Genomic DNA, 14,694 nt, shown 5'->3' on the forward strand with positions numbered 1-14,694 from the left:
AAAGCCGGGGCAGGGCCCGGGCGGGGGCGCGCGGCGGACCCGCAGCCTGCCCCCGCGGGCATTGACCAATCCCCCGCGCTGTCCTATCGGGGAGCCTTCCCGCCGGACGGAGCGCGCCATGACCACCTATACCGCCATCACCACCCTCTCCACCGAGGCCGCGGCCCAGGCCCTGGGCGAGGCCATGGAGGAGCTCGATCCCACGCCGACCGGCATCGGTGTCTTCGAGATCGAGGACGGCTCGGGGCTCTGGGAGGTCGGCGGCTACTTCACCGAGCGGCCCGACGTGGCGGGGCTGGCGCTGCTCTCCTCCATGCATGGCGCGGCGGATTTCGCGGTCTCGAAGCTCGATGACCGGGACTGGGTAGCCCAGGTGCAGCGCGAGCTCACCCCTGTCGTCGCCGGGCCGTTCTTCGTGCACGGTCGCCACGACGCCGACAAGGTGCCGATGAACGCCATCGGCCTGCGCATCGAGGCGGCCATGGCCTTCGGCACCGGCCACCACGGCACCACGCTGGGCTGCCTGCGCTCGCTGCACTGGCTCGACCGGCAGGGCCTGCGCGCCCGCCGCGTGGCCGACGTGGGCTGCGGCACCGGCGTGCTTGCCATGGGGGCGGCCGCCCTCTGGCACGTGCCCTGCGTCGCCACCGACATCGACCAGGTGGCGGTCGAGACCGCCCGCGCCAATGCCGAGGCGAACGGGCTCACGCCCTTCATCCGCACCGGGCTCTCGGCCGGGTTCAACGCGCCGCTGCTGCGCGAGCGGGCACCCTACGACCTCGTGTTCGCCAACATCCTCGCCGCGCCCCTGAAGCGGCTCGCGGGCGACATGGCGGCCCATCTCGCGCCCCGCGGCGTCGCCATCCTCTCCGGCCTGCTCAACCGCCAGGCCCCGGGAGTGGAGGCGGTCTACCGCGGCCACGGGCTGAACGTGATCCGCCGCGAGCGCATCGGCGAGTGGACCACGCTGGTCCTGCGCCGCAGCTGAGCCCCGCCACAGGCTGACGCGGCCCGCGCCCGCGCGGCACGGCACCCGGCCCGCGGAAGGGGCGGGTGACGCCGCGTCCCGGCGCCGCAGGGCGGCGATGCATGCAACCAAACCGCAGTCCGGGGCATTGCCATCGTGCCCCTGTGCACCAGATCTGCCGGACACCCGGCAGGCTGGCGCGCCCCGGGCGGTGCAGGAAAGGTCCGAGAGGTCGTATGTCGAAGATGTCGAGGCGCTCCGTTCTGGCGTCTGTCGCGGGGCTGGTGGCGGCAGGGATGCTGCCGCGCGGCGCGCTGGCCAACGTGCCGCTGGTCGAGGGCGAGCCGGAGCCGTTCGATTTCGACCGGCTGGTGGCGCGGGCCCGCGACATCGCGCAAAGGCCCTATGTCGCGCCGAAGATCGCCGCCGAGGCCGAGATCGACAAGATCGGCTACGACGCCCACTGGCAGATCCGCTTCCGCAACGACGCCTCCGTCACCGTGCCGGGCACCGACGCGCCTATGCAGCTCTTCCACCCCGGCCGCTTCTTCAAGGAGCCGGTGCGCGTGCACCTGGTGGAGAACGGCCAGGCGCGCGAGGTGATCTACGACCGCTCCTACTTCGACATGCCGCAGGACAGCCCGGCGCAGGCCCTGCCGCATGACGTGGGCTTCGCCGGCCTGCGCATCATGCGCCGCGAGCCCGGGCGCGATGCCGGCATCGGCCCGGACTGGATCTCCTTCCTCGGCGCTTCCTACTTCCGCACCGACGGGCCGGAGCGGCAGTACGGGCTCTCCGCGCGCGGCATCGCGATCAACACCGGGCTCGGCGGCTCCGAGGAATTCCCCCGCTTCTCCGCCTTCTGGGTGGGGCCGCCGGAGGCGGAGGGCGACACGGTGACGATCTGGGCGCTGCTCGAGGGCCCCTCCGTCGCCGGCGCGTTCCGCATCGGGGCGCAGGGGCCGGCCGACGGCACGGCCAAGGTCACCCGGGTGAGCAACCGGCTGTTCTTCCGCGAGCGGGTGCAGCGGCTGGGCATCGCCCCGCTCACCTCGATGTACTGGTTTTCCGAGCGCGACCACATCCTGGCCGACGAATGGCGCCCCGAGGTGCATGACAGCGACGGGCTCGCGCTGCACACCGGCAGGGGCGAGCGCATCTGGCGCCCGCTGCGCAACCCCGGCGAGGTGCGCGTCTCGAGCTTTCTCGACCGCAACCCCCGCGGCTTCGGCCTCATCCAGCGCGACCGCGACTTCGAGAACTACCAGGACGACGGCGTGTTCTACGACCGCCGCCCCTCCGCCTGGATCGAGCCGGAGGGAGACTGGGGCCCGGGCCGGGTGCAGCTCGTCGAGATCCCGACGCAGGACGAGGCCTCCGACAACATCGTCGCCTTCTGGTCGCCGCAGGACGGGCCGGGGCCGGGCACCGAGCTTGCCTTCGACTACCGCATCACCTGGGCCGCGCGCGACCCCGAGCCGGCGTCGGTGGCCTGGGTGCAGGCCACGCGGCAGGGGCAGGGCGGGCGGCCCGGCAAGGAGATCCCCGAGGGGGTCGACACCATGGTGATCGACTTCGAGGGCCCGGTGCTGGAGGGGCTGACGCTGGAGGACGGCGTGGAGGCGGTGGTCTCGGTCGACGGCGGCCGGCTGGTGGGTGAGCCCTCGGCCCGCCCGGTGCTGGGCACGCGGCGCTGGCGGCTGGCCTTCGACTTCGCGCCGGACGGCGAGGCGCCCTGCGGCCTGCGCGCCTGGCTGCGCCGCGGCGACGCGGCGCTGAGCGAGACCTGGGTGACCGAGGCCGTGACGGGGCGCGCCCGGAGTTGACAGCTGTCAACAGGGCCCGGGCGGCCGCGATGCACCTCTGCCTCCCGCCGGTCGGCGGGCGGGCGGGCCGTGATGCCGGCCCGGTGCCCGCGCGGGCACCGATGAGCCGGCCCACCGCCGCGCGGACCGCAGCGCTGCCCACAGACGCGCGGGCCGGGGCACTCCCCGCCACCCCGGCCCCGGGGCGGACGGCGAGAGATTGCCTGCCGCCGTCAGGCGGGGCGAGGCATCGGGCGGCCCCGGCGCCGGGCGCGCCGGTTGCACCTGCGCGGGCGGTGAGGGAGCCCGTGCCGCCGGCGGGGGCGGCAGGCGCCTCAGTTCAGCCGCGGGTCGAGCGCGGCGCTGGAGAGGATGGTGGCCGTGAGGTCGCGCGCCAGGCATTCATGCCCGAGCGGGCTCATGTGGAAGGCGTCCTTCGCGAGCAGGGCGTTGATCTGCTCGGGGCCCAGGGTCTCGGCGCGCCGCATGCGCTCGAACCGGCGCACCACCGGCACGCCCTCCGCGTCGCCCAGCCGGTCGATCATCGCCACCACGTCGGCGTAGCGCGGGTTGGTGGAGACGCGGGGGTAGAACTGCGGGTCGATCAGGATCACGCCGATGCCCGCGTCGCGCGCCATGGCGATGCCGCGGGTCACGGTCTGCTCGAGCGCGTCCAGCGTCACGTCGGAGACCGCGTCATTGGTGCCCACCTGCCAGACCAGCAGGTCGGGGCGGGTCTCGTCGATCTCGCGGGCGAGGCGCGAGAGCGCGCCGTCGGCCCGCTCGCCGCCCACGCCGCGCGGCACCACGCGCACCGAGGCCGCGTCGCCGAGGCGCTCGGCCAGCAGATGTCCGGCCACGGCGGGGTAGGCGCGCTCCACGCCGCTGCCCACGCCGGCCGTCGAGGAGGACCCGATCATCAATACGTCGAAAGAGCCGTCGGCCAGCGCCCGCTCGGGCAGGGTGACCGCGCCGCCGGGCCCGGTCACCAGACCGGATCCGCAGCCAAGCTGTGTGAGAAGCGTCTCGGCACGCAGGGCGCTGGACATGCCCGTCAGTGAAGTGGCCGCACAGAGAACCGCGGCGAAAACCCGTTGTTTCATGCTCTTCCTGTCGATTTTCGGCGAAAAACGGGCCGGCCTTCCGGCGGGCCCCGGAGGTCTCCATAGCCCAATCGGGGAACTTTTTCATCCTCGCCGGGCTTCACAACTCGTAGCGCGGCACTTCCGGGCCCGACTGTAGCAGCCGGGCAACGCTGGCCGACACCCATCCAGGGAGCGTTCTGATGAAACGCATCGAGTACATCGATATGATCCGTGGCTATGCACTGGTGTGCATCATGATCAACCATGTCCCCGGGAGCGTGCTTTCGCATGCCACTATCTCGCATCTCGCCTTCAGCGACGCGGCGGAAATCTTCGTCTTCGTGGCCGGCTGGCTGGTGGGGTCGATCTGGATGCGCATCCGCGCGAAGGGCGGCGAGAGTGCCGCGCGCCGGCGCTTCTTCACCCGCGCGGGCGAGCTCTACATCGCCTATCTCGTGGGGGCCGTCGGCATGGTGGGGCTCTCGGTGCTGCTCAGCCGCACGGGCTTCGAGCACACCGTGGTGTTCTCCGGCTTCGCCGACCGCATGGCGGAATCGCCCTTCGCCTTCCTGTTCGACGTGGCGAGCCTGTTCACCCAGCCCAACCTGGCCGATGTGCTGCTGCTCTACGTGGCGGTGATGCTGATGAGCTGCGCGGTGATCCCGGCGCTGATCCGCTGGCCGCTGGCCACGCTCGCCGGCTCGGGCCTGCTGTGGTACTTCGCCGGCCCGCTCAACGCCCTGCTGCCCACCGAGGAAGGCGGCTTCCTGTTCAACCCCTTCGGCTGGCAGCTGCTGTTCTTCACCGGTGCCGCGATCGCGGTGCACGGCCGCGCGCTGATGGAGGCCCTGCGCCCGCATGCGACGGCCGTGACCGGCGCGGCGGCGATGGTCTGTGCGGCCGGCCTCTACTACGGGCTGGGCCGGCAGATCCCCGCCATCGGCGACAGCGCGGTCTACCAGGCCTTCCGCACCACCTTCGGCGACATCGACAAGTGGTCGCTCGACGAGGTGCGCTTCATCGGCCTGCTCGCCATGGCCTGGCTGGCCGCCGTGCCCGGTCGCCGCCTGCTCGACGGCATGGCGACCTCGCGGGCCGGGCGCACCGTCTCGCTCGTCGGCCGGCACGGGCTGCCCTGCTTCATCCTGGGCGTGATGCTCACGGTCACCGGCGACGCGATCAACACCGCGGCCGGCGGCGGGGTTGCGGCGCGGCTCGGAACGGATATCCTGCTCACCGTGTTGCTGATCGGTGCGGCCTGCCTGCTGGAGGCCCGGGCGAGCGCGGCCCAGGCGATGCGCGCCCGGGTGCGCGCGGAGCCGGTGCCGGTTGCCCCGCAGCGCCGCCGCGACGCCGCCTGAGCGGCGCCCGGCAGGGGGGCGCAGGGTTCGGGGGTCCCGCCCGCAAGCTGTCGCGGGCGGGAACTGTGTTGAGAACTTCGTGAAGAGAGCTGTGCAGGGCCGGTGTGGGCGCCATATCCCCCGCCAGCGCGATGGCTGCCATGCAAGCGTATCTGCAAGAGGGCTCTGGCAGTCTTTGCAGGCTTGTCTAATGTGCCGTTTGATCGACTCGCGCATTGGGCGCGACTGTCGGGGAGGGTGGAGAGGCACCCGGTAACCGGATCATGTGCCAAGGATTTTTCGTGGGGCGCTTCCACAGGCCGGGAACTTTTCCGGCCTTGCCACGTTTTCCCGGTCATGCACCCCTCCCGACCACGCCGCCGGCCGGCCAGCAGGGTGCATTTTGGAGGAGCTATTGATGATTGGAACAAACGGCCGCCGTGGGTGTGGCGCTGGCCGCGGGGTGGACGCATGAACCGGCGGAACTTCATTCTCTCGGCGCTCGCCGGCGCCGCCGCCGTCCAGGGAACACACCGAGCCTTCGCCCGTGACGCTGACGAGCTCGCGGGCCTTTCGCCGGACGATGTCTTCGCCCGGGTGGTGGAGCGCGCGCAGCAGCTCTCCGGCGAATCCTACGACGACCGCCGCATGACCTTCAACGGCCCCTTCCAGAATCTGAACATAAACGACTACCAGTCGATCCGCTTCCGCCAGGACGCGAGGATCTGGCGCAACGACGGCCTGCCCTTCCAGATGGACCTGCGCGCCCCCGGCATGGTCTATGACCGGCCGGTGACGATCAACATCGTCAGCCCCGAGGGCGCCACCGCGCTGCCCTTCAACCCCGACCTGCTCGACTTCGACCCCGCGGTCTTCGACGGCTCCAACCGCGGCCGGCCGGACGCCAACGGCTCCTCCGGCCTGTCCTGGACCGGCCTGCGCCTCTGGGCGCCGCTCAACCGGCCGGACGGGTTCGACGATTTCGCCATCTTCCAGGGCGCGAGCTATTTCCGCGCCATCGCGCGCGACACGCGCTACGGCCTCTCCGCCCGGGGGCTCGCCATCGGCACCGGCGACCAGAAGGGCGAGGAGTTCCCCTGGTTCAGCGCCTTCTGGGTGCACCGCCCGCAGCCCGGCGCGCAGGACCTGCGCATCCACGCCCTGCTGGAGAGCGCGTCCGTGACCGGCGCGTATGACTTCATCATCCGTCCCGGCGGCGAGACGACGATGGACATCCGTTCCGTGCTCTTCCCGCGCAACGACATCGAGCAGGTGGGCATCGCGCCGCTGACCTCGATGTACCTGTTCGGCACCGACCGCCGCTCGCGCATCGACGATTTCCGCAACGCGGTGCACGACAGCTCCGGCCTGCAGATGGTGACCGGCCACGAGCGCCGGCTCTGGCGCCCGCTCACCAACCCCACCACCCTGCAGACCTCGGCTTTCCAGGACCTCAACCCCACCGGCTTCGGCCTCACCCAGCGCCAGCGCGCCTTCGACGACTACCAGGATGTGAAGGCGCATTACGAGCGTCGCCCCTCCGCCTGGGTCGAGCCGCTGGGAGACTGGGGCGAGGGCGCGGTGGTGCTGGTCGAGATCCCGCTGCAGAACGAGTTCAATGACAATATCGTCGCCTTCTGGCGCCCGAAGGATCCTCTGCGGGCCGGCGAGCGTTACGAGTACGCGTACCGCCTGTTCTGGTCGGGCGCCACGCGTGACGAGATGGCGCTGGCGCGGGTGATGGCCACGCGCTCCGGCGCCGTCGGGGGCGATGGCAACCGGCTCTACGTGATCGACTTCCGCGGCAGCCCGGCGGCGGCGCGCGACGTGACCCCGAAGCTGGAGATTTCCACCGGCTCCGCGCGGAACGTGTCCGTGCAGCAGCTTCCCAGAGACGGCGACGTGCGGGTGTCCTTCGAATACGTGCCCGGCGACGCGACGAGTGCAGAGTTCAGCCTGTTCCTTGAAACCCCCGACGGCCCCGCGTCGGAAACATGGATGTACCGATGGACGACCTGACACATCACGGTGCCCTCGGCACCACGATGACGGCGACGCCACCAGAACAGCCACTCGTGATGCCCACGCAGTCGCTGCACGAGGCGCCGAAAGTTCGCTTCCGGCAGTCGAGCCTGCTCACGTGGACGGCACGGATCATCACCTTCGGCGGGGCGGTGGCGCTCACCGTCTTCGGCTTCCAGCAGATGATGCTGGTGTTCGGGGGGCAGGTGAACTCCTTCCTGCAGGGCTGCCTGCTGGTGCTGTTCACCGTCACCTTCGGCTGGATCGCGCTCTCGGCGGCGGCGGCGCTCTCCTCGCTGATGCGCTTCTTCCAGCGCCGGCCGAAGCGGGCGGAGGGCGAGCTCACGCTCAGGACCGCGCTGCTCATGCCGGTCTACTCGGAAGACCCCGCCACCACCTGCGGCGCGCTGCTCGCGATGGGCGAGATGATCGCCGAGCGCGGCCATGGCGACGATTTCGAGATCTTCATCCTCTCCGACACGCGCGACCCGGAAACCTGGCTGCAGGAGACCGCGGCCTATTCCGAGCTGCGCGACAAGCTCGCCGGCAAGATCAGCGTCTGGTATCGCCGGCGTGAGAAGAACGTCGCGAAGAAGGCCGGAAACCTTCAGGAATTCGTGGAGCGCTGGGGCGCGCGCTACGACGCGATGCTGGTGTTCGACGCCGACAGCGTGATGGACCCGGACACGATGATCGAGATGGCGCGGCGCATGCAGGCCGAGCCCAACCTCGGCATCCTGCAGACCGTGCCGATGCTCTGCGGCGGACGCACGCTCTTCGCCCGGCTCCAGCAATTCGCCGGCTGCGTCTACGGCGCGGCCATCGCGCGGGGCACCGCCGCCTGGCAGGGCAATGACGGCAACTACTGGGGCCATAACGCGCTCATCCGCGTGCGCGCCTTCGCCGAGAACTGCGGCCTGCCGCTGCTGCCCGGCCGGCTGCCCTTCGGCGGCCACGTGATGAGCCATGATTTCGTCGAGGCCGCCCTCATCCGCCGCGGCGGCTGGGACGTGCGCATGGACCCGGACCTCGAAGGCAGCTGGGAGGGCTCGCCGCCCTCGCTGCTCGACCTCTCGGTGCGTGACCGGCGCTGGGCGCAGGGCAACCTGCAGCACATCAAGGTGATCGGCGCCGCCGGGCTGCGCTGGCCGAACCGGGCGCATTTCGGCATCGGCATCGGCTCCTACCTGATGTCCACCATCTGGCTGGCGATGATCCTGGTGGGCCTCGCGCTCACCGGCCAGGCGCTGATCCTGCAGCCGCAGTACTTCCCGCAGACCTTCCAGATGTTCCCGGAATGGCCGGTGTTTGACGCCGAGCGCATGTGGTACCTCTTCGCGCTCTCGCTGGGCATGCTGCTTCTGCCCAAGGCGCTGGGCCTGCTCTCGAGCCTGCTGAGCACGCGCAAGCGCCGGGCGATGGGCGGGGCGATCCGCCTCACGGTGGGCGCGGTCACCGAGGTGCTGCTCTCCGCGCTCTACGCCCCGGTGCTGATGCTGCTGCAGGTGAGCCAGGTGGCGGAGATCCTGATGGGCAAGGATTCCGGCTGGTCGGCCCAGAGCCGCGAGGGCGCCGCCATGCCCTGGACCGAGGCGCTGGCCCGGCACTGGAAGCACATGGCCATCGCCATCGTGCCGGCGATCGGGCTGGCCTATCTCGCGCCCGAGCAGCTGCTGTGGCTCTCGCCGGTGCTGGTGGGGCTGCTGCTGGCGGCCCCGCTGTCGCGCTGGAGCGGCTCGCCGGAGATCGGGCAGGGGCTGGCGAAGCTGGGCCTGCTCTCCATCCCCGAGGAGCGCCGCACCCCGGAGGTGCTGCAGCGCGCCGAGGCCGCCCGCCGCGCCTTCGCCAAGGTCTGCGCCGTGCGCCTGCCCGACCTGGTGAAGCTGCCGGGGCTGCGCGACCGCCATGCCGCCACGCTGCTGATGCGCCCGCAGCCGCGCGGCGACGAGCACCTCGCCCGGCTCACCGCCCGCGCCAAGATCGACGCGGCGGAGACCATCGAGGAGGCGCTCTCCTGGCTCGACCGGGCCGAGATGACCGCCGTGCTCGGCTCACCCGACCTGCTCGACAGTCTCGGCCGGTTCAGGCCGGCCTGATTCAAGTTGTCGGAAGTGCCTGCCATTCATTTGCCTTAATTAGCGGCGCGTTCACAGGACTGTCGCATAAAAACTGAACAACCTGCCCGGAATCTCGCCGAGATTCTGGGCAGTTTCACTTATTGACGCATAACCAAAGCGTATAAGCTTGATTTGTTTCCTCGCGAGCGTGTGATGAAGGGGTCGTTGCCGGCACGGAAAGTGTCGGTTGCGAAGAAACAGGGTTGCACGCCCGCCCGGCTTCCGCGCGGAGGCAGGCGCGTGGCGCGCGGGGAACAGGAATGCTGCCGATACCGGACCCAGGGAGAACACGCGGCCCGCGCAGCGCGCGGGAGGCGGCGGTTCGGCATGTCCGGCAGCACCATATTCTGGAGACGGTTACATGAAGGTATTCAAGGGGCTGGCAGCGGCCGCCCTCGCTCTGGCAGCGAGCGGGGCGGTGGCGCAGGAAGACACGATCAAGGTGGGCATCCTGCACTCGCTCTCGGGCACGATGGCTATTTCCGAGACGACCCTGAAGGACGTCATGCTGATGCTCATCGACGAGCAGAACAAGAACGGCGGCGTGCTGGGCAAGCAGCTCGAGGCCGTGGTCGTCGACCCCGCCTCCGACTGGCCGCTCTTCGCGGAGAAGGCGCGCGAGCTGATCGAGGGCAACGGCGTGTCGGTGGTGTTCGGCTGCTGGACCTCGGTCTCGCGCAAGTCGGTGCTGCCGGTGTTCGAGGAGCTCAACTCCATCCTGTTCTACCCCGTGCAGTACGAGGGCGAGGAGAGCCAGCGCAACGTGTTCTACACCGGTGCCGCCCCCAACCAGCAGGCCATCCCGGCGGTGGATTACCTGATGGAAAACGAGGGCGTGGAGCGCTGGGTGCTCGCGGGCACCGACTACGTGTACCCCCGCACCACCAACAAGATCCTCGAGGCCTACCTGCAGTCCATGGGCGTGGCGCCCGAGGACATCATGATCAACTACACGCCCTTCGGCCATTCCGACTGGCAGACGATCGTCTCCGACATCAAGAACTTCGGCTCGGCCGGCAAGAAGACCGCCGTGGTCTCGACCATCAACGGCGATGCGAACGTGCCCTTCTACAAGGAACTCGCCAACCAGGGCATCTCGGCGGAGGACATCCCCGTGGTCGCCTTCTCCGTGGGTGAGGAGGAACTCGCCGGGCTCGACACCGCGCCGCTGGTCGGCCATCTCGCGGCATGGAACTACTTCATGTCGGTCGACACCGACGTGAACGCCGATTTCATCGACGCCTGGCACGGCTTCATCGGCAACGAGGACCGCGTGACCAACGACCCGATGGAGGCCCATTACATCGGCTTCAACATGTGGGTGAAGGCGGTGGAGGCGGCCGGCACGGTGGAGCCCGACGCGGTGATCGACAGCCTCGTCGGCGTCTCGGTGCCCAACCTCACCGGCGGCTACTCGGCGATGATGCCCAACCACCACATCACCAAGCCGGTGCTGGTGGGCGAGATCCAGGACGACGGCCAGTTCGACGTGGTCTGGGAAACCCCGGGCCTGGTGCCGGGCGACGCCTGGTCGGACTTCCTGCCCGAATCCGCGGTGCTGATCTCCGACTGGCGCGCGCCGATGTCCTGCGGGAACTTCAACACCAGCACCGGGCAGTGCGGCGGCGCGGCAGCGCAGTAAGCGCCCCGCGGGCCCGGCCGTGCGCCGGGCCGGCTTCGCGGAGCACCCCGCGGGGCTGAGCCCCGGGGGGAGCGGCCGGGCCGGTGCGTGCCTCCCGTGCGGGAGCGCGTCGCGGGTCCGGCGCCGGCCGCGCGCACCGGGGGCAGGGCGCCAGCCGCTGTCCCGCTGTCTCGCCTCACGGGCGTCGCTGCCGACGCGCGCCCGTGACCGCACTCCGCCCGGGGGCCGCAGCCCGCCGCCCGGGCCAAGGCAAAGAACGGATCCGCAGATGCGCCACCTCCTCGCCCCGCTGATCGCCCTGCTTCTCGTCTGTACCGCGGCGCTGGCGCAGCCCGCCCGCGCGCAGGAGTTCGAGCGCCTCGTCAACGCCCTGCCGGAGGGGAACTACGCCGACCGCGGCGAGACCGTGGCCGCCATCGCCGCCACGGGCGACGAGCGGGCGGTCACCGTGCTCACCGCGCTGCTCGACGGCGACCTGGAGCAGATGAACGCCGACGGGCGCATCGTGATCCTCTCCAAGCAGGGGCGCGACACCATCGCCACCGATGCGCTCACCGGCGAGGAGATCGGCGAGGTGGGCCGGCGCGACACCGAGCGCATCAGGGTAAACAACGGCTTGCGGCGCGACATTCGCGCGGCGATCGGCGTGCTCTCGCTCACCAACCCGGACCCGGGCAGGCGGCTCGCGGCCGCCGAGGCCGGTTTCCGCGCCCCGGATGCCGAGCAGATCCCGGCGCTGGAGCAGGCGCTGTCCACCGAGGAGGATGGCGGGGTGCGCCTCGCGATGGAGCAGGCGCTTGCCGCCGCCATCCTGCAGTCGGACCGGCCCACCGAGCAGAAGCTCGGCGCCATCGAGGTGCTGGCGGACCGGGGCGACCGCGATGCGCAGTCCATCCTCTCGCGCTACGCCGCCGACCCCGAGCTGGGCGAGGCGGCGCAGGCGGCCATCGACGAGATCGCCCGCATCCAGCGCCTCTGGGGCTTCGGGCAGGACGTGTGGTACGGGCTGTCGCTCGGCTCGGTGCTGCTGCTGGCGGCGATCGGGCTCGCCATCACCTTCGGGGTGATGGGGGTGATCAACATGGCGCATGGCGAGCTCGTGATGCTGGGCGCCTACACCACCTTCGTGGTGCAGGAGGTGATCCGCACCCACCTGCCGGGGCTGTTCGACTGGTCGCTGCTGATCGCGGCCCCGCTCGCCTTCCTGGTGGCGGGCGCCGTGGGCGTGGCCATCGAGCGCGGCATCGTGCGCTTCCTCTACGGCCGGCCGCTGGAGACGCTGCTCGCCACCTGGGGCGTGTCGCTCATCCTGCAGCAGGCGGTGCGCACGATCTTCGGGCCCAACAACCGCGAGGTGGGCAACCCCGACTTCATGTCCGGCGCCTTCCAGGTGGGGGCGATGACCGTCACCTGGAACCGGATGTGGATCATCGTCTTCGCGCTCGTTGTCTTCGCGGCGCTGATGGCGCTGCTCAACCGCACGCCCATGGGCCTGCAGATGCGCGCCGTCACCCAGAACCGCGCCATGGCCGCCAACATGGGCATCCGCACCGCGCGGGTCGACGCGATGACCTTCGGCCTCGGCGCCGGGGTGGCCGGGCTCGCCGGCGTGGCGCTGAGCCAGATCGACAACGTCTCGCCCAACCTCGGGCAGAGCTACATCGTCGACAGTTTCATGGTGGTGGTCTTCGGGGGGGCGGGCAACCTCTGGGGCGCGCTCGCGGGGGCCTTCTCGCTGGGCGTGGTGAACAAGTTCCTCGAGCCCTACACCGGTGCCGTTCTGGGCAAGATCATCGTCCTGGTCGCCATCATCCTGTTCATCCAGAAACGTCCGCGCGGGCTCTTCGCGCTGCGTGGCCGCTCGGTGGAGGGCTGACATGCTTCGTCGTCTGATCGACTTCCGGATGGGGATCTTCCTCGCGGTCCTCTTCGTCTTCGTGGTGCTGGTGCCGGCGGGCAACCTGGCGGTGGAGGGGCGCATCGTGCCCAGCTACATCGTGGCGCTGCTTGGCAAGTACCTGTGCTACGCGCTGCTCGCGGTGGCGCTGGACCTGTGCTGGGGCTTCTGCGGCATCCTCTCGCTGGGCCACGGCGCCTTCTTCGCGCTGGGCGGCTACGCGATGGGCATGCACCTGATGCGCGAGATCGGGCCGCGCGGCGTCTACGGAAACCCGGTGCTGCCGGATTTCATGGTGTTTCTCAACTGGCAGGAGCTGCCGTGGTTCTGGCTCGGGTTCGACCAGTTCTGGTTCGCCTGCCTGATGGTGCTGGCGGTGCCCGGGGCGCTGGCCTTCGTCTTCGGCTGGTTCGCCTTCCGCAGCCGTGTCACCGGCGTCTACCTCTCCATCATCACCCAGGCGATGACCTATGCGCTGATGCTCGCCTTCTTCCGCAACGAGATGGGCTTCGGCGGCAACAACGGCCTCACCGATTTCAAGGACGTGCTGGGCTTCGACCTCTCGGCCGACAGCACCCGCGCCGGGCTCTTCGTGCTCTCGGCCGTGGCGCTGGCGGGGGGGCTGCTGCTGGGCAAGTGGATCACCACCTCGAAGCTCGGCAAGGTGCTCGTCGCGGTGCGCGACGCGGAGAGCCGCACCCGCTTCATCGGCTACCGGGTGGAGGGCTACAAGCTCTTCGTCTTCGTGGTCTCGGCGATGATGGCGGGCGTTGCGGGCGCGCTCTACGCGCCGCAGGTGGGCATCATCAACCCCGGCGAGTTCTCCCCCGCCAACTCCATCGAGATCGTGATCTGGGTGGCGCTGGGCGGGCGCGGCACGCTGGTGGGCGCGGCCATCGGCGCCATCATCGTGGCGGCGGCCAAGACCCTGCTCACCGGCTGGCTGCCCGAGGCCTGGCTCTACGTGCTGGGCGCGCTCTTCATCATCGTCACCATCTTCCTGCCGCAGGGCGTGCTCGGCGCCATCGAGGGCGGCATGGGCAGGGCACGGCGGCGCACGCCGCCGAAGGAGGCCGAGGCATGAGTGTCCAGCTCTATCTCAACGACGTCCACCGCAGCTTCGACGGGTTCAAGGCCATCAACGGGCTGAGCCTTGCCATCGACAAGGGCGAGCTGCGCGCGGTGATCGGGCCCAACGGTGCGGGCAAGACCACGATGATGGACATCATCACCGGCAAGACCCGCCCCGACACCGGCGAGGTGTTCTGGAACGGCACTGTCGATCTCACCAAGGTCGACGAGGCCGGCTCCGCCCGGCTCGGCATCGGGCGCAAGTTCCAGAAACCCACGGTGATCGAGAGCCTCACGGTGGAGGAGAACATCGCCATCTCGCTGAAGGACGACCGCTCGGTGTTCGGCACGCTGCTGAACCGCCAGTCCGCCGAACAGGCCGCGCGGGTGAGCGAGCTGCTCGAGCTCGTCCGCCTCTCCGCCGACCGCCGCCGCTCCGCCGCCGACCTCAGCCACGGCCAGAAGCAGTGGCTCGAGATCGGCATGCTGCTGGCGCAGGAGCCCGAGCTGCTGCTGGTCGACGAGCCCGCCGCCGGCATGACCGACGACGAGACCATGCGCACCGCCGAGCTCCTGCGCAGCCTCGCCGGCAGCCACACCGTGGTGGTGGTCGAGCATGACATGGAGTTCGTCCGCGCGCTCGACTGCAAGGTGACCGTGCTGCACCAGGGCGCGGTGCTGGCGGAGGGCTCGCTCGACCATGTCTCGGCCAATCCGCAGGTCGTCGAAGTCTATCTGGGGCGCTGAA

At 70.4% G+C, this 14,694-nt stretch carries 10 protein-coding genes; 9 read left to right on the forward strand and 1 reads right to left on the reverse strand.

The annotated features are described in order from the left end of the window. Positions 1-118 precede the first annotated feature (118 nt). Both D3P35_RS08665 and D3P35_RS08670 read left to right on the forward strand, forming a co-directional pair. Positions 119-988 carry a 50S ribosomal protein L11 methyltransferase gene (locus tag D3P35_RS08665; protein WP_118134321.1) on the forward strand — a complete coding sequence of 290 codons (870 nt, stop codon included), beginning with the start codon at positions 119-121 and terminating at the stop codon, positions 986-988. Between the two features lie 215 nt (positions 989-1,203). Further along, complete coding sequence (locus D3P35_RS08670; protein ID WP_118134322.1) at positions 1,204-2,793, forward strand: glucan biosynthesis protein; 1,590 nt, start codon at positions 1,204-1,206, stop codon at positions 2,791-2,793. Positions 2,794-3,107: 314 nt separating this feature from the next. On the opposite strand, the gene D3P35_RS08675 is transcribed toward D3P35_RS08670, so the two are convergent. Then, positions 3,108-3,761, reverse strand: coding sequence for an SGNH/GDSL hydrolase family protein (locus tag D3P35_RS08675; protein ID WP_157982073.1), 654 nt, complete (start codon positions 3,759-3,761; stop codon positions 3,108-3,110). 296 nt (positions 3,762-4,057) lie between these two features. Between D3P35_RS08675 and D3P35_RS08680 the strand changes: the two genes are divergently transcribed. From D3P35_RS08680 to urtD, 7 genes are all read left to right on the forward strand, one after another. Beyond that, positions 4,058-5,218, forward strand: a complete 1,161-nt coding sequence (locus D3P35_RS08680) for an OpgC domain-containing protein (RefSeq protein WP_118134324.1) — start codon at positions 4,058-4,060, stop codon at positions 5,216-5,218. 450 nt (positions 5,219-5,668) lie between these two features. Then, positions 5,669-7,216: a glucan biosynthesis protein gene (locus tag D3P35_RS08685; RefSeq protein WP_157982074.1), complete on the forward strand. Its 1,548-nt coding sequence runs from the start codon at positions 5,669-5,671 to the stop codon at positions 7,214-7,216. Continuing rightward, complete coding sequence (gene mdoH / locus D3P35_RS08690) at positions 7,204-9,315, forward strand: glucans biosynthesis glucosyltransferase MdoH (RefSeq protein ID WP_118134326.1); 2,112 nt, start codon at positions 7,204-7,206, stop codon at positions 9,313-9,315. The genes D3P35_RS08685 and mdoH overlap by 13 nt, the downstream gene beginning before the upstream one ends. Before the next feature lie 382 nt (positions 9,316-9,697). Continuing rightward, a complete protein-coding gene (urtA, locus tag D3P35_RS08695) occupies positions 9,698-10,978 on the forward strand; it encodes an urea ABC transporter substrate-binding protein (protein ID WP_118134327.1) in 1,281 nt (426 codons plus the stop codon). A 268-nt stretch (positions 10,979-11,246) separates the two neighbouring features. Continuing rightward, positions 11,247-12,854: an urea ABC transporter permease subunit UrtB gene (gene urtB, locus D3P35_RS08700; RefSeq protein WP_118134328.1), complete on the forward strand. Its 1,608-nt coding sequence runs from the start codon at positions 11,247-11,249 to the stop codon at positions 12,852-12,854. 1 nt (position 12,855) lies between these two features. Further along, on the forward strand, positions 12,856-13,959 hold the full coding sequence (gene urtC / locus D3P35_RS08705) for an urea ABC transporter permease subunit UrtC (RefSeq protein WP_118134329.1): 1,104 nt from the start codon (positions 12,856-12,858) through the stop codon (positions 13,957-13,959). After that, positions 13,956-14,693: an urea ABC transporter ATP-binding protein UrtD gene (gene urtD, locus D3P35_RS08710; RefSeq protein ID WP_118134330.1), complete on the forward strand. Its 738-nt coding sequence runs from the start codon at positions 13,956-13,958 to the stop codon at positions 14,691-14,693. Before urtC ends, urtD begins: the two co-directional genes overlap by 4 nt. Position 14,694 lies beyond the last annotated feature (1 nt).

This window comes from Oceanicella sp. SM1341 (genome assembly GCF_003448965.1).
Lineage (GTDB): Bacteria > Pseudomonadota > Alphaproteobacteria > Rhodobacterales > Rhodobacteraceae > Paroceanicella.

Excerpts from the sequence above, each read along its gene's own strand:
- D3P35_RS08665 (WP_118134321.1), top strand. The coding sequence starts at position 119 with ATGACCACCTATACCGCCATCACCACCCTCTCCACCGAGGCCGCGGCC.
- D3P35_RS08670 (WP_118134322.1), top strand. The coding sequence starts at position 1,204 with ATGTCGAAGATGTCGAGGCGCTCCGTTCTGGCGTCTGTCGCGGGGCTG.
- D3P35_RS08680 (WP_118134324.1), top strand. The coding sequence starts at position 4,058 with ATGAAACGCATCGAGTACATCGATATGATCCGTGGCTATGCACTGGTG.
- D3P35_RS08685 (WP_157982074.1), top strand. The coding sequence starts at position 5,669 with ATGAACCGGCGGAACTTCATTCTCTCGGCGCTCGCCGGCGCCGCCGCC.
- mdoH (WP_118134326.1), top strand. The coding sequence starts at position 7,204 with ATGGACGACCTGACACATCACGGTGCCCTCGGCACCACGATGACGGCG.
- urtA (WP_118134327.1), top strand. The coding sequence starts at position 9,698 with ATGAAGGTATTCAAGGGGCTGGCAGCGGCCGCCCTCGCTCTGGCAGCG.
- urtB (WP_118134328.1), top strand. The coding sequence starts at position 11,247 with ATGCGCCACCTCCTCGCCCCGCTGATCGCCCTGCTTCTCGTCTGTACC.
- urtC (WP_118134329.1), top strand. The coding sequence starts at position 12,856 with ATGCTTCGTCGTCTGATCGACTTCCGGATGGGGATCTTCCTCGCGGTC.
- urtD (WP_118134330.1), top strand. The coding sequence starts at position 13,956 with ATGAGTGTCCAGCTCTATCTCAACGACGTCCACCGCAGCTTCGACGGG.